Annotated in this window: 22 protein-coding genes; 7 read left to right on the top strand and 15 right to left on the bottom strand. The window is 71.6% G+C overall.

The features are described 5' to 3' along the window. Positions 1 to 46: 46 nt before the first annotated feature. Positions 47 to 2,326: an MMPL family transporter gene (locus tag ABT127_RS22090; protein ID WP_351452621.1), complete on the bottom strand. Its 2,280-nt coding sequence runs from the start codon at positions 2,324 to 2,326 to the stop codon at positions 47 to 49. A gap of 327 nt (positions 2,327 to 2,653) precedes the next feature. Between ABT127_RS22090 and ABT127_RS22085 the strand changes: the two genes are divergently transcribed. Together ABT127_RS22085 and ABT127_RS22080 are read left to right on the top strand one after the other, a co-directional pair. Further along, entirely contained in the window at positions 2,654 to 3,862 is a 1,209-nt protein-coding gene (locus tag ABT127_RS22085; protein ID WP_351452618.1) for a S8 family peptidase, read from the top strand. 76 nt (positions 3,863 to 3,938) lie between these two features. Then, positions 3,939 to 4,496, top strand: a complete 558-nt coding sequence (locus tag ABT127_RS22080) for a DUF1697 domain-containing protein (protein ID WP_351452615.1) — start codon at positions 3,939 to 3,941, stop codon at positions 4,494 to 4,496. On the opposite strand, the gene ABT127_RS22075 is transcribed toward ABT127_RS22080, so the two are convergent. Beyond that, positions 4,477 to 5,346, bottom strand: coding sequence for an aldo/keto reductase (locus ABT127_RS22075; protein WP_351452612.1), 870 nt, complete (start codon positions 5,344 to 5,346; stop codon positions 4,477 to 4,479). The two genes, ABT127_RS22080 and ABT127_RS22075, sit on opposite strands and share 20 nt — an antisense overlap. A 66-nt stretch (positions 5,347 to 5,412) precedes the next feature. On the opposite strand from ABT127_RS22075, the gene ABT127_RS22070 reads away from it, so the two are divergent. From ABT127_RS22070 to ABT127_RS22060, 3 genes are all read left to right on the top strand, one after another. Beyond that, the gene (locus ABT127_RS22070) at positions 5,413 to 6,420 is read left to right on the top strand and encodes a ketopantoate reductase family protein (RefSeq protein ID WP_351452609.1); all 1,008 of its coding nucleotides are present in this window, start codon (positions 5,413 to 5,415) and stop codon (positions 6,418 to 6,420) included. A 165-nt stretch (positions 6,421 to 6,585) separates the two neighbouring features. Beyond that, the gene (locus ABT127_RS22065; RefSeq protein WP_351452606.1) at positions 6,586 to 7,173 is read left to right on the top strand and encodes a TIGR03086 family metal-binding protein; all 588 of its coding nucleotides are present in this window, start codon (positions 6,586 to 6,588) and stop codon (positions 7,171 to 7,173) included. Positions 7,174 to 7,239: 66 nt separating this feature from the next. Next, entirely contained in the window at positions 7,240 to 7,869 is a 630-nt protein-coding gene (locus tag ABT127_RS22060) for a mycothiol-dependent nitroreductase Rv2466c family protein (RefSeq protein ID WP_351452604.1), read from the top strand. Positions 7,870 to 7,878: 9 nt separating this feature from the next. On the opposite strand, the gene ABT127_RS22055 is transcribed toward ABT127_RS22060, so the two are convergent. Then, positions 7,879 to 9,150 carry an MFS transporter gene (locus tag ABT127_RS22055; RefSeq protein WP_351452601.1) on the bottom strand — a complete coding sequence of 424 codons (1,272 nt, stop codon included), beginning with the start codon at positions 9,148 to 9,150 and terminating at the stop codon, positions 7,879 to 7,881. Positions 9,151 to 9,231: 81 nt separating this feature from the next. Between ABT127_RS22055 and ABT127_RS22050 the strand changes: the two genes are divergently transcribed. After that, positions 9,232 to 10,245, top strand: a complete 1,014-nt coding sequence (locus ABT127_RS22050; protein ID WP_351452598.1) for an ArsR/SmtB family transcription factor — start codon at positions 9,232 to 9,234, stop codon at positions 10,243 to 10,245. A 31-nt stretch (positions 10,246 to 10,276) separates the two neighbouring features. On the opposite strand, the gene ABT127_RS22045 is transcribed toward ABT127_RS22050, so the two are convergent. The 11 genes from ABT127_RS22045 to ABT127_RS21995 form a co-directional block, all read right to left on the bottom strand. Next, positions 10,277 to 11,026 (bottom strand): sirohydrochlorin chelatase, encoded by a 750-nt coding sequence (locus tag ABT127_RS22045; RefSeq protein WP_351452595.1) that lies wholly within the window; start codon positions 11,024 to 11,026, stop codon positions 10,277 to 10,279. Positions 11,027 to 11,036: 10 nt separating this feature from the next. Further along, positions 11,037 to 11,996, bottom strand: a complete 960-nt coding sequence (locus ABT127_RS22040; protein WP_351452593.1) for an ABC transporter permease — start codon at positions 11,994 to 11,996, stop codon at positions 11,037 to 11,039. Beyond that, positions 11,983 to 12,786: an ABC transporter ATP-binding protein gene (locus ABT127_RS22035; protein ID WP_502971755.1), complete on the bottom strand. Its 804-nt coding sequence runs from the start codon at positions 12,784 to 12,786 to the stop codon at positions 11,983 to 11,985. Before ABT127_RS22035 ends, ABT127_RS22040 begins: the two co-directional genes overlap by 14 nt. A gap of 27 nt (positions 12,787 to 12,813) precedes the next feature. Then, complete coding sequence (locus ABT127_RS22030) at positions 12,814 to 13,926, bottom strand: aliphatic sulfonate ABC transporter substrate-binding protein (RefSeq protein ID WP_351452587.1); 1,113 nt, start codon at positions 13,924 to 13,926, stop codon at positions 12,814 to 12,816. Between the two features lie 232 nt (positions 13,927 to 14,158). Continuing rightward, on the bottom strand, positions 14,159 to 15,505 hold the full coding sequence (locus ABT127_RS22025; RefSeq protein ID WP_351452584.1) for a sulfate adenylyltransferase subunit 1: 1,347 nt from the start codon (positions 15,503 to 15,505) through the stop codon (positions 14,159 to 14,161). A gap of 2 nt (positions 15,506 to 15,507) precedes the next feature. Beyond that, positions 15,508 to 16,458: a sulfate adenylyltransferase subunit CysD gene (cysD, locus tag ABT127_RS22020; protein WP_351452582.1), complete on the bottom strand. Its 951-nt coding sequence runs from the start codon at positions 16,456 to 16,458 to the stop codon at positions 15,508 to 15,510. Further along, positions 16,455 to 17,021, bottom strand: coding sequence for an adenylyl-sulfate kinase (cysC, locus tag ABT127_RS22015; RefSeq protein WP_351452580.1), 567 nt, complete (start codon positions 17,019 to 17,021; stop codon positions 16,455 to 16,457). Before cysC ends, cysD begins: the two co-directional genes overlap by 4 nt. A gap of 5 nt (positions 17,022 to 17,026) precedes the next feature. Next, positions 17,027 to 17,746, bottom strand: coding sequence for a phosphoadenylyl-sulfate reductase (locus tag ABT127_RS22010; RefSeq protein ID WP_351452577.1), 720 nt, complete (start codon positions 17,744 to 17,746; stop codon positions 17,027 to 17,029). Beyond that, positions 17,743 to 17,922 (bottom strand): hypothetical protein, encoded by a 180-nt coding sequence (locus tag ABT127_RS22005; protein ID WP_351452574.1) that lies wholly within the window; start codon positions 17,920 to 17,922, stop codon positions 17,743 to 17,745. The genes ABT127_RS22010 and ABT127_RS22005 overlap by 4 nt, the downstream gene beginning before the upstream one ends. Next, complete coding sequence (locus tag ABT127_RS22000) at positions 17,919 to 19,616, bottom strand: nitrite/sulfite reductase (protein ID WP_351452571.1); 1,698 nt, start codon at positions 19,614 to 19,616, stop codon at positions 17,919 to 17,921. The genes ABT127_RS22005 and ABT127_RS22000 overlap by 4 nt, the downstream gene beginning before the upstream one ends. Before the next feature lie 337 nt (positions 19,617 to 19,953). After that, positions 19,954 to 20,544 (bottom strand): GNAT family N-acetyltransferase, encoded by a 591-nt coding sequence (locus tag ABT127_RS21995; protein WP_351452568.1) that lies wholly within the window; start codon positions 20,542 to 20,544, stop codon positions 19,954 to 19,956. A gap of 76 nt (positions 20,545 to 20,620) precedes the next feature. Between ABT127_RS21995 and ABT127_RS21990 the strand changes: the two genes are divergently transcribed. After that, a complete protein-coding gene (locus ABT127_RS21990) occupies positions 20,621 to 21,166 on the top strand; it encodes a DEAD/DEAH box helicase family protein (protein WP_351452565.1) in 546 nt (181 codons plus the stop codon). On the opposite strand, the gene ABT127_RS21985 is transcribed toward ABT127_RS21990, so the two are convergent. Then, positions 21,141 to 22,430 (bottom strand): GAF domain-containing protein, encoded by a 1,290-nt coding sequence (locus ABT127_RS21985; protein ID WP_351452562.1) that lies wholly within the window; start codon positions 22,428 to 22,430, stop codon positions 21,141 to 21,143. The genes ABT127_RS21990 and ABT127_RS21985 overlap by 26 nt on opposite strands. Between the last annotated feature and the right edge of the window lie 172 nt (positions 22,431 to 22,602).

The raw sequence follows: 22,602 nt of genomic DNA, 5'->3' as shown, positions 1-22,602 counted from the left end.
CGGCCGGCGGACACACCGTCCCGGGGTGGGGCGGGAGCGGCGGTCGTCAGACCCGCAGCTCCTCGCCCCCCTTGGCGGCCGCCGCCGGAACCGGGGCGGGCGCGGGCGCCTCGTCGTGCGTGAGGTCCGGCATCCGGCGCAGCCACTTCGGCAGGTACCAGTTGCGCTCGCCGAGCAGCGCCATCACGGCCGGGAGCAGCACGCCGCGGATGACGGTGGCGTCGATCAGGACGGCCGCCGCGAGGCCCACGCCCATCTGCTTCATCGACTGCATGGACAGCGTGCCGAAGATCGAGAAGACGGCGACCATGATCACGGCCGCGCTGGTGACCACGCCCGCGGTCGTGACGACACCGTGCCGGATCGCCTCGGTGTTGGTGCGCCCCTGCAGCCGCGCCTCCCTGATCCGCGACACCACGAACACGTGGTAGTCCATCGACAGGCCGAACAGGATCACGAAGAGGAACAGCGGCAGCCAGGAGATGATCGCGCCGACCCCCTCCGCGCCGACCAGGGAAGCGCCCCAGCCGTGCTGGAAGACGGCGACGAGGATCCCGTAGGCGGCGCCCACGCTCAGCAGGTTGAGCGCGATCGAGGTGATCGCGACGGTCAGCGAGCGGAACGACAGCAGCATCAGCAGGAAGGCGAAGGCGACCACGAAGGCGAAGACCGGGACGACCGAGCCGACGATCTGGTCGTTGAAGTCCTTCGATCCGGCGACCTGACCGGTGATCGGCGCCTCGACGCCGTCGACCTTGCCGAGCGTGGCCGGCCGCACCTCGTCGCGCAGCAGCGCGAGGCTCTTCTCCGCCCGGCCCTGGTCCGACCCGCCGACCAGCGGTACGTAGACGAAGGCGACGTTCTGCGCCGCGTGCACGGTCACCTCGACCGGGCCGCGTGAAGCCCCCGAACTCACCGCACGCGTACGGAAGTCGGCGATCGCCGAGCGCACCTCGGGGGCGTTGATGTCATCGGCGCCGACGACCACCTCGGCCGGCTCGGAGCCGCCCGGGAACGCCTCGTTGACCCGGTCGTACGTCGCCACGATCGGCAGCGAGTCCCCGAACTCCTGGTCCAGGGTGAGGTTCTGCGTCTTCATGCCGAGCGCCGGCGCGGCGACCGCGAGCAGCGCGCAGACCGCCACGGCCACCGATACGGCGGGCCGCTTGAGCACGACACCCAGGACACGGGTCCAGAACCGGCTGCCGCTCTCCCCCTTGCCGCCGCCGCGCCGCTTGTCCGGGTGCAGGAAGGGGAGACGGCCCTTCTCCACGCGCTCACCGAGCAGGGAGAGCAGCGCGGGCAGCACGGTCACCGAGCCGACCATCGCGACCGCGACCACCATCAGCGAGGCGAGGCCCATCGCCTGGAACTCTGCGATGCCGGTGAACAGCATGCCCGCCATCGCCACGCACACCGTGACACCGGAGACGATGATCGCCCGCCCGCTGGTGGCCGCCGCGATCCGCAGCGCGGCCCCCGCGTCGTGGCCCTTCATCCGCTCCTCGCGCTCGCGGCGCAGATAGAACAGGCAGTAGTCGACGCCGACCGCCAGCCCCACCAGCAGCATCACCGAGTTGGCGGTGTCGCTCATCGGCTGGAGGTGGCTGACGATCGCCATCAGGCCCATCGTCGCCACGATCGCGGTGACCGCGAGCGCCACCGGCAGCAGCGCCGCGACGAGCGCGCCGAACGCGATCAGCAGGATGCCGAGCGCCACCGGCACGGCCGAGTACTCGGCCCGCTGGAAGTCGTCGCCGAATGCGTCGTCGAACGTCTTGTTCATGCTCGCCGCGCCGATCTCCTCGATCCGCAGCGCACCGTGGTCGTCCGCGACTCCCGCGACGGCCTCCTGGACCGGCTCGACCCGGTCGGACGCCGTCTCGGGGTCGCCCCGCATGTCGAACTGGACGAGCGCGGTGCGGCCGTCCTTCGAGATCGACTGCGCCCGGGCCGCGTAGGGGGAGCGGACGTTCGTGACCGCTCCGGTGCCCTCGACGGCCTTGACGACGTCCTCGACCGCTCGCTTGAACTCCGGTGCGGTGGCGCGTAGTTGGCCGTTCCGTGCCTGCACGAGCACCGTCTCGCCGGCCGGTTCGTCGATGCCGGCGTCGTCGGCGATGCGTTCCGCCCGTCCGGTCTCGCCGCTCAGCTGATCGCTCTCCTTGACGTCGGCGCGGCCCACCGCGTTCCCGATGCCCATCGCCAGGACGACGAACAGCACCCAGATCCCCACCGCCGCCCATCGATGACGGGCGCTCCATCCGCCGGCCCGGGCCGCGACACCGCGCACCCGGCCCTCCTGCCGTTCCCCGTTCCTCGCCATGAGGTCACCTCCGGATTCGAAGGTAGGGGCGGCATAAGCGCGCTTCGTCGTGCTGCCCGGTGAGGTACGGACGGTGCGGGTCGGAGCAGAGGATGACGAACGCCCCTTACATCTATAGGGGGTTGATCTGTCCGGATTGTTATTACAGAACCTTGTTGAAAAAGTCACAGCTGTATGAAGGTCTTGATCTGGTCGCGTCAATCGGTCAGGGTTTCGTCTCAACCCCCGGAGATCTTCCGGAGATTGCCGGAGGCTGCACCAAATTGCGCGCCCCCACGCGCGTAGATCCCACACAACCCCCCACACACCACGAGGAGTTCACTCTTCATGGCACTTCACAAGCGTGCGCGTTCGATGAAGCTCACCGCCGCGATAGCCACGGCGGCGACCGCCGTCGGTGTCACCGTCTTCACCGGCGGCTTCGCGGGCGCCGCCGCCCCGGCCCAGGGCAATGTCTACGGCCTCGACGCCAAGGGCGCCGTGGCGGGCAGCTACATCGTGCTGCTCGACCAGAAGGCGAACACCGCCGCCAAGAAGGACCTCGCCAAGGAGTACGGCGGCACCTTCCGCCGCGCCTACGACTCGGCCGTCAACGGCTTCTCGGTCAACGGCCTCTCGGAGACCGAGGCCAGGCAGCTCGCGGCCGACAAGTCCGTCGGGAAGGTCGTCCAGAACAAGAAGTTCCACACCGCCGCCACCCAGAACAACCCGCCGTCGTGGGGCCTGGACCGCATCGACCAGGCGGAGACCGCGGGCGACGGCGCGTACGCCTACCCCGACAGCGCCGGTGAGGGCGTCACCGCGTACGTCATCGACACCGGTGTCCGCATCAGCCACAAGGACTTCGGCGGCCGTGCCTCCTACGGCTTCGACGCCGTCGACAACGACGACAGCGCCGACGACGGCAACGGGCACGGTACGCACGTCGCCGGCACCATCGCCGGAGAGGCGCACGGCGTCGCCAAGAAGGCGAAGATCGTCGCGGTCCGCGTCCTCGACGACCAGGGCTCCGGCACCACCGAGCAGGTCGTCGCGGGCATCGACTGGGTCACCGAGCACCACTCGGGCCCGTCCGTCGCGAACATGTCGCTCGGCGGCGGCGTGGACGAGGCGCTGGACGCCGCGGTGAAGAAGTCGATCGACTCCGGCGTCACCTACGCGGTCGCGGCCGGCAACGAGTCGGCGGACGCCTCCTCCAGCTCCCCGGCCCGCGTCCCCGAGGCCATCACCGTCGCCTCCTCCACCAAGGACGACGAGCAGTCCGACTTCTCCAACTACGGGAAGGGCGTGGACATCTACGCCCCCGGCTCGGACATCACCTCCGACTGGAACACCGGCGACGACGCCACCAACACCATCTCCGGTACGTCGATGGCGACCCCGCACGTCGTCGGTGCCGCCGCCGTCTACCTCGCCGGGCACCCGGACGCGGCCCCCGCCGACGTCGCCACGGCGCTGACCGGCGGAGCCACCGCGGACGCCATCACGAACGCCACCGACGGCACCCCGAACAAGCTCCTGAAGATCGTCGAGTAGCCCCACCCGGCTCTCTCGGACCGGCGGCCGTCGTGCCCACCCCCACGGGGCGCGACGGCCGCCTTATCGTGGCCCCATGGCGATCACCCGGTACGCGGCGCTGCTGCGCGGCATCAATGTGGGCGGCAACAAGAAGGTCCCGATGGCGCAGCTGCGCTCCCTCGTGGAGGGCCTGGGCCACCAGGACGTGACGACCTATCTGCAGAGCGGCAACGTGACGTTCGCGGCCGAGGGCGGCGACGAGGACTCCCTCGCCTCGGCCGTCGGGCGGGGCATCGCCGACACGTTCGGCTTCCCGGTCGACGTCCTCGTCCGCGACCACGCCTATCTGGCGGCGGTCAGGGACGCCTGCCCGTTCCCCGCCGCCGAACTGGAGGGCAAGCAGCTGCACGTCACGTACCTGTCGCAGGCGCCCGACCCGGACCGGTACGCGGCGATCGACCTGCCCGCCTACGCGCCCGAGGACTTCCGGCTCGGGGACCGCGTCGTCTATCTCTACGCGCCCGACGGGCTCGGCCGGTCCAAGCTCGCCGAGCAGCTGGGGCGGCCCGCCGTGCAGAAGGGCCTGATCGCGACGAGCCGGAACTGGAACACCGTCGTCAAGCTGGTGGAGCTCACGCGTCCCGAGTCGTGAGCGCGTCGAGCCGGGCCATGTCTTCTTCGGTGAGCTGGAGTTCGGCCGCCGCGAGGTTCTCCTCCAGGTGCGCCACGGTCCCGGTGCCCGGCGTCGGGCACAGCACGGGGGAGTGGTGCAGCAGCCAGGCGAGCGCGACCTGTGACGGGGTCGCGTCGTGCGCCGCCGCGACGGCCGTCAGATCCTGATGGTGCGTCAGCGTCCCGTTGCCCAGGGGGAACCAGGGCAGGAACGCGATGCCCCGCGCCTCGCACAGCTTCAGCAGCGGCTCGGAGGAGCGGTCCAGGACGTTGTAGCGGTTCTGGACCGAGACGACCGGCACCACGTCCAGATCGAGGGCCTCCTGGAGCTGCCCGGCCCGCACCGAGTCCAGGCCCACGTGCCGGACCTTGCCCTCGTCCCGCAGCTCGCTCAACACCCCCAGCTGGTCGGCGAGCGGCACGTCCGGATCGATCCGGTGCAGCTGGTACAGGTCGATCCGCTCCAGCCGCAGCCGGCGCAGGCTCGCCTCGCACATGGCGCGCAGCCGCTCGGGCCGGCCCTCGATGTGCCACGACTCGGCGGACGTGCGCACGACACCGCCCTTGGTCGCGATCACCAGGCCGTCCGCGTACGGGTGCAGGGCCGCGGCGACCCGCTCCTCCGCGACGCCGGGACCGTAGTTGTCCGCGGTGTCGACCAGCGTCACGCCCAGCTCGACGGCGCGGCGCAGGACGGCCGTCGCGTTCGCGTCGCTGCCGCGCGGACCCCAGGCGCCGTGCCCGGTCAGATGCACCGTGCCGTAGCCGAGACGGCGTACGGGCAGGTCGGAGCCGAGGGTGAGCGTCGTCTGCGGATCCGTGTGCGTCATGGGGCGACGGTAACCGATGGCCTGTGCATCTGGTTCGCGGGGCCGTGCTGTGCCAGGGTCGACGCCATGCGCTATCTCATCATCGGGGCAGGGGCGGTCGGCGGTGCCATCGGCGCCCGGCTCGCCGAGGCCGGGCAGGACGTCGTCCTGGTGGCGCGCGGCGGACAGTACGAGGCACTGCGCGAGCGGGGACTCAGGTTCGAGGCGCCGGACGGAGTGCGCGTGCACCGGCTGCCCGTGGCCGACGGGCCTGCGGCGTTGGGCACGCTGCACGCCGACGACGTCCTCGTGCTCTGTGTGAAGACCCAGGACAGCGCCGCCGCGCTGGCCGCCTGGGGCGCCGCCCCTGTGGAGGGCGGCGGCACGGCGGCCGCCCGGCTGCCGCTGGTGTGTGCCCAGAACGGCGTGGAGAGCGAACGGCTCGCCCTGCGCACCTTCCAGCGCGTGTACGCGATGTGCGTCTGGCTGCCCGCCACCTTCGTCGAGCCGGGAGTGGTCCGCGCCGCGGGCGCCCCGCTCACCGGCATCCTGCACCTGGGCCGCTACCCGGCGGGCAGCGACGACACCGCGCGGGCGATCGCCGCGGACCTGGAGCGCGGCGGCCGGCTCGCCGCGCCCGTCGCCGACGACGTGATGCGCTGGAAGTACGCCAAGCTCCTCGCCAACCTCGCGAACGCCGTCGAGGCGGTCTCCGGGGTGCTCACCGACGACGAGGGCATCGCCCTGTTCCGCCGGGCCCGCGCCGAGGGCGAGGCCGTGCTCGACGCCGCCGGGATCGCGTACACCGGCCAGGAGGAGGAGCGGAAGGAGCGCGGCGACCGCATCCGGTTCGAGCCCTTCGACGGCTCACCGCGCGGCGGCGGCTCCACCTGGCAGTCCCTCGACCGGGGCGCGGGCAGCGTCGAGGCCGACTTCCTCAACGGCGAGATCGGTCTGCTCGGACGGCTGCACGGAGTGCCGACGCCGGTCAACGACATCCTCCAGGAACGCGCGAACGAAGCGGCCCGCCTGCGCCGCCCGGCCGGCGCGACCCCGATCGCGGAACTGGTGGCGGCGGTCGACGCCCGGGTCTAGTGGCCGGGCCCCTCAGCCGCCCGGTTGTTGACCGCGTGCGGGTCGCACGTTCTGCACCGGTCTTGCGCCGCATCCCGTGGACGCGGTCCGGCCCCTTGCGGCCCTCTCGCACGGTGTCGCGTTTGTTCAAGAGACACGGCGCCCCCGGCTCCTACCGTCGACGGCATGGAAGAACGCCGGGACACCGTCCACCCGTACCTGATCGAATGCGCCACCGAGGCGGCCCGCGTCGCGGCGGCCGTCGGGCCCGACCGGCTCGGCGCGGCCTCCGGCTGCGGCGACTGGGACGTACGCGCCCTCGTCCACCACTGGGTCGCCTACACCGGCGACGGCATGCTGCACCGGGCGCGCCGCGAACCCCTCCCCGACGGCCTGGCGGACCGGCACTTCACTGCCGGGAGCGACTGGGCCGAGCGGTACGCGGACCGGCTCGACGAGGCCGTCGCCGCGTGGTCCGAGCCCGCCGTCTGGGAGGGCGAGGTGGACCTCGGACACGCCCGGCAGCCCGCACCGGAGGTCGCCGCCCTGCTGTGGGCCGAACTCGTCCTGCACGGCTGGGACGTGGCCCGCGCCACCGGCCAGGAGTTCCAGGTCTCCGACGGCGCCGCCGCGCTGCTCCTGCACGTCGTCGAGAAGAACGCGGCCGTCTACCGGCAGTACGAGGGCTTCGCCGACCCCGTGCCCCTGCCGGACGGCGCCCCCGCGTACGCGCGGGCCCTCGCGCTCAGCGGGCGCGACCCCAGGCCGTGGTGAATGGCCCACCCGAATGAGGCAGGAATGGACCACCGGCCGGGGCCACCCGGCGGCTAGCTTCGGGGCATGACCACTGACCCGGCCACCGGATCCGCCACCCGCGTCGACTTCTGGTTCGACCCCGCCTGCCCCTTCGCCTGGATCACGTCCCGCTGGATCCTGGAGGTCGAGCGGCACCGTCCGCTCGACCTCCGCTTCCACGTCATGAGCCTGTACCTGCACAACATCGGCAACGAACTCCCCGACTGGTACCGGGATCTCGTCGACCGGTCGATCGGCCCGGTCCGGGTCGCCGCGGCCGCCGCCCAGCAGCACGGAGAGGGCGTCCTGCGCGATATCTACACGGCGTTCGGCACCCGCATCCACCAGCAGAAGCAGGACGACTTCGACGCCGTCGTGGCCGACGCGCTCGCCGACCTCGGGCTGCCCGCCGACCTGGCCGCCGCCGCGCACGACCCGGCCCACGACGACGCGGTGCGCCGCAGCCACGACGCGGGCCGCGAACCCGAGACGGACTCCTACGTCGGCACGCCCACGATCCACGTCGACGGCACCGTGTGGTTCGGGCCGGTCCTGCGGGCCGTCCCGCGCGGACAGCGGGCCGCGGAACTCTTCGACAGTTTCCGGGTGCTGGCCACCGAGCCCGACTTCTTCGAGCTCAAGCGGACCCGCACCGGCGGCCTCGACGCCGGCTGACCCGGCCGGTCACTCGCCCCGCCACTCCGCGTCCCGCCGCGCCCACCGCACGGCGGGACCCACGGCCAGACCGGCCGCCACGAACAGCGCCCCGAGCACGATCCAGCCCGCCGCGCCGTGCCGGATCGCGGTCACGGTCACCAGGGCGGGCGCGGCCATGGTCGCCGCGGCCTGCCCGGAGTTGAACACCCCCTGGTAGACGCCCTGCGCCCGGGAGTCGGCGAGCCCGTACCCGACGGTCCAGCCGCCCGCCGCCGACAGCACCTCGGCGCCCACCTGCACCACCGCGCCCACCACGAGCACGGCCAGCGCCCACCACGGGGAGAGCCCGGCCGTCGCCGCGAACACCGCGCACGACAGCGCGAGGAGCAGACCCCCGCGGCGCATCGCCCGCACCGCGCCCGGCAGGTCCTCGACACCCCGCGTCGCGCGCACCTGCAACAGCGCCACCAGGACGCAGTTGAGGACCGTCACCAGCGCCGCCGACCAGCGCGGCGCCTCGGTGTGCTCCGCGATCCACAGCGGCAGCCCCACCTCCAACAGGCTGTACTGCAGGGCCAGTACGGCATTGAGGAACGTCACCGCGAGGAACGGCAGATCGCGCACCGCCCGCCAGCGGTCCCCCGCCGGGACGTCGTCCGCGACCCGGCGCCCGCCCCCGCCCGGCAGCCGCAGCACGAGGAGCGCAGAGGTGACGAACATCGCCGCGTCCAGCAGGATCAGCGCCGTGTACCCGGCCCGGCTGTCCACCTGGAGCGCCAGGGCACCGAAGACGCCGCCCACGCCCATCCCGACGTTCGTCACCATCCGCAGATGCGCGCGGCCCTCCACCCGCGAACCGGGGGTGAGCACATCGGCGTAGAGCGCGTTGCGCACCCCCATGCTCGCCTGGCACAGCGCCGCGTAGGCGACCGCCGTGACGAGGAACGCCGGATAGGAACCGACCACCGTGTACGCGGCGAGCGCGCCGCCGCAGCCGATCCACAGCGCGGTCAGCATCGTGCGGCGTCCCCACAGGTCGGAGGCGCGCCCGGCCGGCGGCCCCGCCGCGATCCCGAACAGCCCGGCCACGGTCAGCCCGATCCCCACCGAGGTGGCGCTCAGGCCGATGACCCGCGTGAAGTACAGGACGCTGACGGGGAAGAAGAGGCCGCGTCCGAACGCGTTGAGCAGGGTGAGGACGGACAGGTGGCGCAACAGGGCGTCGGCGGGCAGCAGTCCGCCGAAACGGGTGGCGGGGGCGGTGACGGCGGGGCGCGCCGCAGGCGGTGACGTGGTCATGCCCCCAGCGAAACGGGGTTCCCGGCGCCGCGACATTTCTTTAGCCTGAGACTAAAAGAACGGCCGGAAGGGATGTCGCGGGTGATCGAGTTCCGCTTCGTCATGGGCGATCTGGCCCGGACCTCCTTCGCCTACTCACCGCTCCAGGAAGCCGTGTACTCGCTGCGCGCCTGGCGCGAACCCGCGCGCTATCCGCACCAGCGGCCGTGGCTGCGCCGCCTCGGCCCCGCCTTCCGCCGCCAGGACACCGAGCTCCTCGGCGCACTCATCGCGCCCCATCTGTGGATCCCGGACTTCCTCACCCCGCGCCCGGACCGGCCGCGCCCCGCGTTCGCCCGGCAGATCGCCGCGCTGCGCCGGGTCCCACCGGGGCTCCTCGCCCCCGAGTTCACGGCCGCGTACGGCACCACGGCCGACCGGCTGCCGGAGGTGCTGCGCACCGGGCTGACCGACCCGGCCGCGTTCCGCCACCGCATCGCCGACGCGCTGGAGTCGTACTGGTACGACTGCCTCGCCGCCGACTGGTGGCCGCGCGTGCAGTCCGTCCTGGAGGCCGACCTCACCCATCGCGGCAAGGTGCTCGCGGAAGAGGGGGTGGGCGGCCTGTTCACCGGCCTCGACCCGCGGCTGTCGTGGGACGGCGAGGTGCTCACCCTCGCGCAGACCAACAGCCACGGCTACCTCCCGTGGCCGGAGGCCGACATCGCCATCGGCGGCCGCGGTCTCGTCCTCGTGCCCACGCTGTTCGCGCACGGCGCCCACACCATGATCGACCCCGGGCTCCCGCCGCTGCTCAGCTATCCGGCGCGCGGCCGCGCCACGATCTCCGAGACCGCGCCGCCCGCCTCCGGCGAGGCGCTGACCCGGCTGCTCGGCGCGGCCCGCGCCCGCCTCCTGCGGCTGCTCACGGAACCCGCCTCCACGACCGAGCTGGCCCACCGCCTCGCCGTCACGCCCGGCGCCGTCAGCCAGCACCTGTCGATCCTCTACGACGCGGGCCTGCTGACCAGGACCCGCAGCGGCCGCAGCGTGCACTACGGGCGCAGCGAACTGGGGGAGCGGCTGTGCGGCTCCGACGATCCCGGGCCCGGTTGACGACCTCGTACGGTGCCGCGGTCGGTACCGGTCAGGCGCCGACGGTCAGCAACTCCCGTACGGCCGCGGCCTCGTAGCGGCGCAGGAGCACGCGTGCCACCTCCGGCGCGGCACCGAGCACCTCGCCCAGGACATCCGCGCCGGCGGCACCGGCCGCGATCCGGTCCGGCAGCCGGCCGGGGGCCAGGACGTAGGGCGCCACGGCGACGCGCTCGCAGCCCAGGTCCCTCAGTTCGCGCACGGCGTCCTCCGTGCGCGGCAGAGATGCGGAGGCGAAAGCAGGCCGCACGGCGCACCAACCGGTGTGCCGCCACTCCCGCGCGATTTCTGCGATCACTGCGATCGCCTCCGGGTCACTGGAGCCCGCCGAGGCCAGGACGACCCCGGTCGCGGGCTTGTCGGCGGGGCTGAGCCCGGCCTCGTACAGGCGGCGTTCCAGGGCCGACACCAGCAGCGGCGACGGGCCGAGGACATCGGCCTGACGGACGCGCAGGCCCCGCGGTGCCTCGCGCAGCACCGCGGGGATGTCGGACTTCGCGTGGAAGGCGCGGGTGAGCAGCAGCGGGAGGGCGACCACGTCGCGGACCCCCTCCGCCGCCAGGGACTGAAGCACCCCGCTCACCGACGGGACGTTGAAGTCCAGGAACGCCGTCTCCACCCGCACCCCCGGCCGCTGCGCCCGCACCTCGCGCACGAGGGCGTGCACGGTCGCGGCGTGCCGCGGGTCGCGGCTGCCGTGGGCGATGACCAGCAGGACGGGAGCGGGGGCGGAGTGGTGCATGACTGGTGGCTCAGTTCTTGACGAGGAGGCCGCGGACACGCAGTACGCGACGCTCCAGCGGGCTGAAGATCAGCAGGTCGATGACGATACCGACGATCAGGATGAGGAAGATGGCGAGGAAGACCATCGGCATGGACGAGGCGTTGCGGCCGTTCTCCAGGAGCTGGCCGAGGCCCACCCCCAGGTCCGGCGAGGACGCGATGATCTCCGCCGCCATCAGCGAGCGCCAGGAGAACGCCCAGCCCTGCTTGAGGCCCGCGAGATAGCCGGGCAGCGCCGCCGGGAGCACGACGTGCCACAGACCGCGCCAACCGGTCGCGCCGAGGGTGCGGCCCGCCCGCAGGAACAGCGGGGGCACCTGGTCGACGCCGGAGACCAGGCCGTTCGCGATCGAGGGGACCGCGCCCAGCAGGATCACCGCGTACATCATCGAGTTGTCCAGGCCGAGCCAGAGCACCGCGGGCGGCACCCAGGCCACCGACGGCAGCGACTGCAGACCCGACAGGATCGGGCCGATCGCGGCGCGCACGAACTTCACGCGGGCCACCAGCAGCCCCAGCGGGGTGCCGATGGCGAGCGCGAAGAGGAAGCCGAGCAGGCCGCGCGACACGCTCGTCCAGATGTAGCCCAGCAGATCGCCCTTGAGCCAGGCGCTCTGCAGCTCGTGCCACACGTCGGACGGCGCGGGCAGCTTCGTCGGGTCGTCGACGATCTTGAAGGAGATCAGTGCCTGCCAGACCACCAGGACCACGACGACGGCGGTCAGCGGCGGCAGGATCTTCTCGCGGAACGTCTTCGAGAACGGCGTGCGCCCCGCGTGCACCGTCTCCAGTGCGTCCAGGCCCGCTTCGAGTCCGGCGAGGTCGTCCGTGCGGACGGTGTCCGCCGGTGCGCCGCTCCGGTCGGTCTGCGCGCTCTTGTCGGTCCCGTCGTTCTTGTCGACGACGGCCGTCGGTTCAGTCCTTGCCATGGCGGCGGATCTCCCCCCGGAGCTGTTCGGTGATCTCGACGGAGAGCTCCGCCACGGCCGTGTCCTCGATGCGGCGCGGCTGCTCGATGTCCACGGTCCACTCGCGGGCGATCCGGCCGGGCCGGGACGACATCAGCACGACGCGCTGGGCGAGCCGCACCGCCTCGCGCACGTTGTGGGTGACGAACAGGACGGAGACGTTCGTCTCCTCCCAGATCCGGGTCAGCTCGCCGTGCAGGACGTCGCGCGTGATGGCGTCGAGCGCGGCGAACGGCTCGTCCATCAGCAGCAGTTGGGCGTCCTGCGCCAGCGCACGGGCCAGCGCCACGCGCTGGCGCATACCGCCGGACAGCTCGTGGACCCGCTTGCCGTACGCGTCCTGGAGGCGCACCAGCGTGAGCAGTTCCTCCGCGCGGGTGCGCCGCTCGGACTTCGCCACGCCCCGTAGTTTCAGGGCGAGTTCGATGTTCTTGCCCGCGGTCAGCCACGGGAAGAGGGCGTGCTCCTGGAACATCAGGGCGGGCCGCCCGTCGGTTCTGATGGAGCCGGCCGACGGGGCGTCGAGCCCCGCGACCAGGTTGAGCAGGGTCGATTTGCCGCAGCCCGATGCCCCCAGGAGGGTGACGAACTCGCCCGGAGCGACATCGAGGCTGATGTCGTCCAGGACGAGCTGGGGCCCGGCCGGTGTGCCGAAGGACTTCGAAACGTGCTCGATACGGGCCGCCGTGCCGCCCGTGCCGACGGCGGAGCCGGCCGCCGTGTTGGCGAGGGTGGTCGCCATGGTCGTCACCTCCTGGGAACTGGGTGGGCAGGACGGTTACTTGGCGCCGAGACCGGCGTCGTCGACCGCGGTGGCACCCTCGGCCTTGAGGATCTTGTTCAGCGGCGCCAGGTCATAGATCCCGGCGAGGTCCGGCTTCTCCAGAAGACCGGCCTTGACCGCGTGGCTCGCCTCGGTGTCGAGGGTCGAGGCCAGCGGGTCGTCCGTGAACTCGATCGACTTCCAGGCGGGGTCGAGGACGTTCGCCGGGAGCGCCTTGCCGGAGTCGGCCTCCAGCTGCTTGTTCGCGGCGGCCTTCGCCTCGTCGGGGTTGGCGTTGATCCACTTGTTGGTCTTCACCGAGCCGCGCAGCACGGCCTCGACGACGTCCGGGTGGGCCTTGAGGAACTTCTGCGACACGATGATGTTCGTGATCACGAACTTCTTGTCCGGCCACAGGTCGGACTCGTCGAGCAGCACCTTGCCGCCCTCGGCGACCAGCTTGGACGCGGTCGGCTCCGGCACCCAACCACCGTCGATCGAGCCGGACTTGAAGGCGTCCGGAGTGATCTTGTTGTCCGTGCGGACGACGGAGACGTCGCCCTTGCCGGAGTTCGCGTCGACCTTCCAGCCCTTCTCGGCGATCCAGTTCAGGAACGCGACGTCCTGAGTGTTGCCGAGCTGCGGGGTGGCGATCTTCTTGCCCTTGACGTCGTCCAGGGACTTGATCTTCTTCGGGTTGACCACGAGCTTCACACCGCCGGAGGCGCTGCCGCCGATGATGCGCAGCGACGTGCCCTTCGACTTGGTGTAGCCGTTGATCGAGGGGGAGGGGCCGATCCAGCCGATGTCGATGGATCCGGCGTTCAGCGCCTCGATCTCCGACGGGCCGGCGTTGAAGACCTGGTACGAGGCCTTCGTACCCTTCAACTCCTTCTGGAAGAAGCCCTTCTGGTTGCCCACGAGAGCCGTGCCGTGGGTCAGGTTCCCGAAGTAGCCGATCTTGACGGTGTCGGCGGAGAGCGCCTTGCCCTTCGCGGCGACCTTCTCCTTGGAGCTGTCGTCGGCTTCGGAGCCGTAGCTGCACGCCGTCGCGGTGAGCGCGATGAGCGGCAGGGCGGCGACGGCCATCAAGGAGCGTCGCGCGAGGGTGGAGCGGCTGGCAGGCACGGGAGGTGTTCCTCTCGTAGGCCCGGCGGGTCACGCCTCAGGGCGTGGCCGGGAGGTCGGCAGGTCTTCGTCTTCGCAGGTACGGGCTGTGGGGGGTGAGGGCGCGCAAGCAGTGCGCGTACGTCTTCACGCACATCGCGCGACCCCGCCCTGTCCGCTGCCGAGGGAACCGCTGCCGACGCGGCCGCCCTCCTTGGCGAACGTGCCGTAGTAGTCGATGGAGATCATGTGATCAGAAATCCCAACCGTCTTCGTCTTCAACGGAACTGGTGGCCTCGGCGGTCGCGAACGACTCTCCGGCCATACCGGCGGCGAGTGTGGTGCCGTCCGCCGGGTCGATCAACAGGAAGGAGCCGGTGCGCCGCGAGTCGGCGTAGGTGTCGATGGCGAGCGCCTCGGCGAGCCGCACCTTCACCCGGCCGATGTCGTTGGCGACGAGCTGCCCGGGGGAGGGGTGCTGGGAGAGGTCGTCGAGCGTGAGCCGCGACGGGATCTCCTTGACGATCGCCTTCACCGTGCGGGTGGTGTGCTTGAGCAGCACGCGCTGGCCGACGGTGAGCGGGGTGTCGGCGACATGGCAGACGGTCGCCTCGACGTCCTGCGAGGTGGCGGGCGCGTCGTGGCTCGGCACGATCAGGTCGCCGCGCGAGATGTCGATGTCGTCCTCCAGCAGGAGGGTGACCGACTGCGGCGTCCAGGCGACGTCGACCGGCGTGCCCAGCAGATCGATGCCGGCCACCTTCGAGGTGCGGCCGGACGGCAGCACCGTCACGGACTCGCCGACACGGAACGTACCGGCGGCGATCTGGCCCGCGTAGCCCCGGTAGTCGGGGTGCTCGGCGGTCTGCGGACGGATCACGTACTGCACGGGCAGCCGCGCGTGGCAGCCCGTCAGGTCGTGGCTGACCGGCACCGTCTCCAGGTGCTCCAGGACCGTCGGGCCGCCGTACCAGTCCATGTTGGCGGACGGCTCCACGACGTTGTCCCCGGCCAGCGCCGAGATCGGGATCGCGGTGATCTCCGGCACGCCCAGCTCGCCGGCGTACGCGGTGAACTCCTCGGCGATCCTCGCGAAGGTGGCTTCCTCGTAGTCGACGAGGTCCATCTTGTTCACGGCGAGCACGACGTGCGGGACGCGCAGCAGCGCGGCGACGGCGGCGTGCCGGCGGGTCTGCTCGATGACGCCGTTGCGCGCGTCGACCAGGACCACGGCCAGGTCGGCGGTGGAGGCGCCGGTGACCATGTTGCGCGTGTACTGCACATGGCCCGGGGTGTCGGCGAGGATGAAGCGGCGCCGGGGCGTGGCGAAGTAGCGGTACGCGACGTCGATGGTGATGCCCTGCTCGCGCTCGGCGCGCAGCCCGTCGGTGAGCAGCGCCAGGTCCGGCTCGGCGGCGCCGCGCGACCGCGACGCGTGCTCGACGGCCTCCAGCTGGTCGACGAGGACCGACTTGGAGTCGTGCAGCAGCCGCCCGACCAGCGTGGACTTGCCGTCGTCGACGGAACCGGCCGTGGCGAACCGCAACAGCGTGGTGGCCGAGAGACCGGCCAGCTCTTCAACAGCGGGGGTGGTGTTCATGTCTAGAAGTACCCTTCGCGCTTGCGGTCTTCCATGGCGGCCTCGGACATCTTGTCGTCGGCGCGCGTCGCGCCCCGCTCGGTGAGCCGGGAAGCAGCGATCTCGGCGATGACCTTCTCGATCGTCGTGGCATCCGAGTCGACGGCGCCGGTGCAGGACATGTCTCCCACGGTCCGGTAGCGGATGAGTCGAGTCTCGACCGTCTCGCTGTCCTTGGGGCCGCCCCAGTCGCCCGCCGTGAGCCACATGCCGTTGCGGCTGAAGACCGGTCGCTCGTGCGCGTAGTAGATCTCGGGAAGCTCGATCTTCTCGCGGGCGATGTACTGCCAGACGTCCAGCTCGGTCCAGTTGGACAGCGGGAAGACGCGGACGTGCTCGCCGGGGGCGTGGCGGCCGTTGTACAGCTGCCACAGCTCGGGGCGCTGGCGCCGCGGGTCCCACTGCGAGAACTCGTCGCGCAGGGAGAAGACGCGCTCCTTGGCGCGGGCCTTCTCCTCGTCGCGCCGCCCGCCGCCGAAGACCGCGTCGAACTTCTCGGTCTGGATCTTCTCGGTGAGCGGCACGGTCTGGAGCGGGTTGCGGGTGCCGTCGGGGCGTTCCTTGAGCTTGCCCGCGTCGATGTAGTCCTGGACGGAGGCGACGTGCAGGCGCAGTCCGTGCCGTTCGACGGCGCGGTCGCGGTAGTCGATGACCTCGGGGAAGTTGTGCCCGGTGTCGACGTGCAGGAGGGAGAACGGCACCGGCGCCGGGGCGAAGGCCTTGAGCGCCAGGTGGAGCATGACGATGGAGTCCTTGCCGCCGGAGAAGAGGATCACCGGCTTCTCGAACTCGCCCGCGACCTCACGGAAGATGTGGACCGCCTCGGACTCCAGCGCGTCCAGGTGACTGAGGGCGTACGGGCTGTCGGTCTCCCCGGAGCCCTCGGAGACGGAAGAAGTGGCTGCGGTCGTCATGCGGCGAGACCCCTCTCGGTGAGCAGCGCGCGCACGGCGGCCGCGGACTCCTGCACGGTCTGGTTCTGCGACTCGATGCGCAGGTCGGGCGATTCGGGTGCCTCGTAGGGGTCGTCCACCCCGGTGAGGCCCTTCAGTTCACCGGCCGCCTGCTTGGCGTACAGGCCCTTCACGTCGCGTACCGAGCACACGTCGACCGGCGTGGCGACGTGCACCTCCACATAGGCGGTGCCGCCCACCTGGTGACGCTTGCGCACCGCGTCGCGGCTGTCCGCGTACGGCGCGATCACCGGGACGAGCGCCAACACGCCGTTACGGGCGAGGAGTTCGGCCAGGTAGCCGATGCGCTGCACATTCGTGTGGCGGTCCTCGCGGCTGAAGCCGAGGCCCGCCGAGAGGTATTCGCGGATCTCGTCGCCGTCCAGCACCTCGACCTGCCGGCCCTCGGCGCGCAGCGTGTCGGCCAGCTCGTACGCGATGGTGGTCTTGCCGGCGCTCGGCAGACCCGTGAGCCAGATCGTGGCTCCGGTCACTTGCTTCTCCAAAATCTGGGGTGCGTTCATGGGGGTCAGCCGTGCAGTCCGCACTCGGTCTTCGCCCGCCCGGCCCAGCGCCCGGCGCGCGCGTCCTCGCCCGCGAGGAGGCGGCGGGTGCACGGGGCGCAGCCCACGGACCCGTAGCCGTCCATCAGGAGCGGGTTGGTGAGGACTCCGTGCTCGGTGACATAGGCGTCGACGTCGTCCTGCGTCCAGCGGGCGATCGGCGAGACCTTCACCTTCCGGCGCTTCTCGTCCCAGCCGACGACCGGGGTGTTCGCGCGGGTGGGGGACTCGTCGCGGCGCAGCCCGGTGGCCCAGGCGGTGTAGCCGGTCAGCCCCTCCTCCAGCGGCTTGACCTTGCGCATCGCGCAGCACAGGTCCGGGTCGCGCTCGTACAGCCGCGGGCCGAACTCGGCGTCCTGCTCGGCGACGGTCCGACGGGGCGTCAGGGTGATGACGTTCACGTCCATCACGGCCTCCACGGCGTCCCGGGTGCCGATCGTCTCCTCGAAGTGGTAGCCGGTGTCGAGGAAGACGACGTCGACCTTTCCACTGCCCCGCAGGGCGCGCGAGGCGAGGTGGGCGACGACCGCGTCCTCCATGGACGAGGTCACGCAGAACTTCTTCCCGAAGGTCTCCGTCGCCCAGCGGAGGATCTCCAGGGCGGAGGCGTCCTCCAGGTCGCGCCCGGCCCGCTCGGCGAGCGCCTTCAACTCTTCGGTGTCCGACGAGATCTGAGTCGTGGTCATATCTGGTCCCCTCCGCCGTCGTTGCGCTGAAGTCCTCGGGACAGCAGCCCGAGGAACTTCAACTGGAAGGCTCGGTTGCATGCCGCGCATTCCCAGGCGCCGTGGCCTTCGGGGTTGGGCCGAAGGTCCTCGTCGCCGCAGTACGGGCAGTAGAAGGGCGCCGCGCGCTCGCTCACGACAGGGCCTCCTCGGACGCGCGGCCCGCCCAGGTGGCGAAGCGCTCGCCGCTCTCGCGCTCCGCCTGGAAGCGCTTGAGGACCCGCTCGACGTAGTCGGGCAGCTCGGCCGCGGTCACCTTCAGACCGCGCACCTTGCGGCCGAACCCGGCCTCCAGACCGAGCGCGCCGCCGAGGTGCACCTGGTAGCCCTCGACCTGCTCGCCGTTCTTGTCGAGCATCAGCTGGCCCTTGAGGCCGATGTCCGCGACCTGGATCCGGGCGCAGGCGTTCGGGCAGCCGTTGAGGTTGATGGTGATCGGCTCGTCGAAGTCCGGGATGCGGCGCTCCAGTTCGTCGATGAGCGAGGCGCCGCGCGCCTTCGTCTCGACGATGGCCAGCTTGCAGAACTCGATGCCGGTGCAGGCCATGGTGCCGCGCCGGAACGGCGAGGCGTTGACCTTCAGGTCCAGCGCCTCGAGACCCGCCACCAGGGACGGGACCTGCGCCTCCTCGACGTCGAGCACGATCATCTTCTGCTCGGCGGTGGTACGCAGGCGGCCGGAGCCGTGGGCGGCCGCGACCTCGGCGATCTTCGTGAGGGTCGTGCCGTCCACCCGGCCCACGCGCGGCGCGAACCCGACGTAGAACCGCCCGTCCTTCTGCCGGTGCACCCCGAGGTGGTCCCGCCAGGTGCCGGCGGGCTGCTGCGGCGCGGGCCCGTCGACCAGCTTGCGGTGGAGGTACTCGTCCTCCAGGATCTGCCGGAACTTCTCGGTGCCCCAGTCGGCGAGCAGGAACTTCAGGCGGGCGCGGGTGCGCAGCCGCCGGTAGCCGTAGTCACGGAAGATGCCGATGACACCGCCGTACACGTCCGGGACCTCGTCGAGCGGCACCCACGCGCCGAGCCGCTGGCCCAGCTTGGGGTTGGTGGACAGGCCGCCGCCCACCCAGAGGTCGAAACCGGGGCCGTGCTCGGGGTGCTCGACCCCGACGAACGCGATGTCGTTGATCTCGTGCGCCACGTCCAGCTGCGGGGAGCCGGAGATCGCGGACTTGAACTTGCGCGGCAGGTTGGAGAAGTCCGGGTTGCCGATGAAGCGCCGCTGGATCTCGTCGATCGCGGGGGTGCCGTCGATGATCTCGTCGGCGGCGATGCCCGCGACCGGCGAGCCGAGGATGACGCGGGGCGTGTCACCGCACGCCTCGGTCGTCGACAGGCCGACGGCCTCCAGGCGGTTCCAGATCTCGGGCACGTCCTCGATCCGGATCCAGTGGTACTGGATGTTCTGCCGGTCGGTGATGTCGGCGGTGCCGCGCGCGAACTCCTGCGAGATCTCGCCGACGACCCGCAGCTGCTCGGTGGTCAGCCGCCCGCCGTCGATCCGGACGCGCAGCATGAAGTACTCGTCGTCCAGCTCCTCCGGCTCCAGGACGGCGGTCTTGCCACCGTCGATCCCGGGCCGGCGCTGGGTGTAGAGGCCCCACCAGCGCATACGTCCGCGAAGGTCGTTGGGGTCGATGGAGTCGAATCCGCGCTTGCTGTAAATCGTCTCAATGCGTGTCCGCACATTGAGACCGTCGTCGTCCTTCTTGAACTGCTCGTTGCCGTTGAGCGGCGTGAAATGGCCTGCGGCCCACTGGCCCTCGCCGCGGTGACGGCTCACCTTGCGGCGGGGCGCGGCCGTGGTGGGCTTTTCAGGGGTGGCAGCCATGGATACGTCCTTCAAGGCAGGGCTTAGGGCGGCTCTGACCCGCACACTTCGCGCAAGGGCGCGGCGGTGCGCAGGGAGATGAGGGGGGAGCGAGGTCGGCGGTGCTGGTTCTCTCAGCGCGCCGGACAGATGGCGCTGGACATGCGGCCGAAGTCGACGTGCCGCCGACTCACCAAGGCAATTCCAGCTGTAGACATGACGGAAGCGTGTCACGGGACTTTGGGCCCGGTCCACCATCGTCCGCAATGTGGACGCATGTGTCCCACATCGCGGACAGGTGTGGTTCCGGTCACGTCAGAGGTGGCGCAGGGTGCCCGGATTGCCGGGAAAAGGCTGGTCAGGCCCCGGGCCACGGCCCCGGAGCGGCCACGTCCGGTTCCTCCGCGACCTCGGTCCTGAACAGCCGGAACCCGCGGCGCTGATAGTTGGCCATGGCATGCTCCCCGTCCAGACTGCACGTGTGCAGCCACACCCGCTTCGTCGGAACCCGCTCGGGCCACCGCTCGGCGAGGTCCCAGGCCCGCGCGATCCCGTACGACAGCAGGTGCCCGCCGATCCGGCGCCCCCGGAAGGCCGGGATCAGACCGAAGTAGACGATCTCCACGACACCGTCGTCCTGCGCCTGGAGCTCCAGGTACCCGGCGGGCGTCCCCTTGTCGTACGCGACCCAGGTCTCGCTCCCCGGACGGCCGATCTGCTCCTGCCACTGGGCGTACGTCCAGCCGAGCCGGTCGATCCACCGGATGTCGCCTCCCACGGACGCGTAGAGGAAACGGCTGAACTCCGGGGAGGGCACCTCGGCGCGCACGACGCGTACGTCGTCGCCCGCGGGCGGCGACGCGGGCCGCAGATCGGACGGGGAGGTCTGCTCGAGTGACCAGGTGGTGACCGTGACGGTGGCGGTGTTGCTGGTGTCGCTGCTGCTCATGCGGCCATCGGATCACGAGCGGCGGCATCCGGCCAAGAGCCGCCCGCGCCGCGTCCGGACGCTACCCTCGGCGCCCATGATCGTATGGCTCAACGGAACCCATGGCGCGGGCAAGACGACGACCAGCGGACTCGTGCAGCAACTGCTCCCCGACTCGCGGGTGTTCGACGCGGAGAAGGTCGGCGAGACCCTGATGGACATCACGCCGGCGCTGTCCGCGACGGACAACTTCCAGCACTGGCCGCCCTGGCGGCCCCTCGTCGTCGAGACCGCCCGCCACGTGCTCGACTACACCGGCGGCACGCTCGTGATGCCGATGACGGTCCTGGTCGAGGAGTACTGGCGGGAGATCAGCGCGGGGCTCGCACGGCACCGCATCCCCGTGCGCCACTTCGTCCTCCACGCCGACCAGGAGACGCTGCGCGGCCGCATCGAGGGGGACACCGTCATGGGCCCCTCCGCGTTCCGCCTCAAGTACCTCGAACCGTACGCCGAGGCCGCCCGCACCTGGCTGCACGAGGAGGCCGAGGTCATCGACACCACCCGGCTGACGCCCGCGCAGGCCGCCGAGCGGATCGCGCGGGACGTCGCGGCCGTCAGGGAGCGTGGGTCCGCGCCCTGACCACCATCGGCGCCGTGGAGTGCGGCAGCAGGTCCAGCGGGTCGCCGGGCAGCACCGTCTCGACCTCGACGTCCTCCTGGAAGCGGTACGGACGATGCGCCAGCAGGCCGCCCAGATAGCGCCGGATCCGGGACATCTCCGCGCGCACCGTCACCGTCCGCCCCGGGTCGCCGAACAGATCGCCGGCCAGCCCCGCCGCGCTCAGGCCCTCCGGCCGCAGCGCCAGCAGATACAGCAACTCGGCGTGCCGCGGGCTCAGTTCATGGACCCAGGAGGCCGCACTGCCCGTCACGTGCAACGACGGGCGGCGCGGCCGGCTCAGGTCCAGGGTGATCCGGGTCGCGGTCGGCGGCCGCGGGGCGTCGTCCACGAGGACGAGCAGCCAGCCGCCCGCCAGCGACGTCACCTGACAGGCGCCCAGCGACGGCACCCAGCAGCGTCCCTCCGTCACCTGCTTGGGCAGCGCCACCCGCTCCGGCAGCGGCATCCCGGTCACCGCGGCCGGCCAGCCGTGCGGGTCGACGGCGAGCGCCCTGCCCGGCATCCGGGCGAGCAGCGGCGCCGCCACCGACCGCAGCCGCTCCAGACCCGCGACGTGCCGCTCGCGCAGCCGGGCCTCGGCGAGCCGGGCCACCGAGGTCACCCAGGACAACGTCGCCGGATGCATCGTCTCCAGCGGCCCGCTCACGTCCACGACACCGAGCACGCGCCCGTCACGCGGATCCTTGATCGGTGCCCCGGCGCACGTCCACGTGTGGTGCGACTCCACGAAGTGCTCGGCCGAGAACACCTGGACGGGCTCGCGGGTCACCAGCGGCGTACCGACCCCGTTCGTGCCGACGACGTGCTCCGCCCACAGCGCGCCCACCTGGAAGCCCAGCCGGTCGCCCTTGCGCAGCACCGCCGGATGCCCCTCGCGCCACAGGATCCGGCCGTCCGCGTCACCGATCACCATGATGTGCTGCGCGGCCTCGGCCACCGCCACCAGTGCCTCCCGCAGCACGGGCAGCACCGGCACCAGCGGCGACGACTGCCGCCGCTCCGCGACCTCGTCGACGCTCAGCAGCCCCCGGCGCACATCGCGGTCCGGATCGACGCCGTCGCGCAGCATCCGCCGCCAGGACTCGCCGATCACCGGCCGGGGCCGCACCCGCGGCCGCTGCCCGGAGAGCGTGGCGTCGCGGACGCCCTTGAGCAGGCGCGACGCGAGCGCCACGTCCATCGCCGACAAGCGCGCCAGATCGATCGTGGAGTCGTGGTTCATGCCGGAAACCTCGGTCTGCAGGCAGGGTGCGGACGGTCCGCGGGGGAGTCACGCCGTCGTGCGTCCTCCGAGCCACGGCCAGGGTCGGACTTTAGAAGGAACGTTGCAACCCCCTGCAACCCTGGCGAACAGCCGTGCGGCGTTTGAAACTGGGACCAACGCCGCCCCGGCG

Source organism: Streptomyces sp. NPDC001904 (genome assembly GCF_040297005.1).
Taxonomy (GTDB): Bacteria; Actinomycetota; Actinomycetes; order Streptomycetales; family Streptomycetaceae; genus Streptomyces.
The sequence above is the reverse complement of the archived record's forward strand: the minus strand, read 5'-3'. Positions and strand labels throughout refer to the sequence as shown.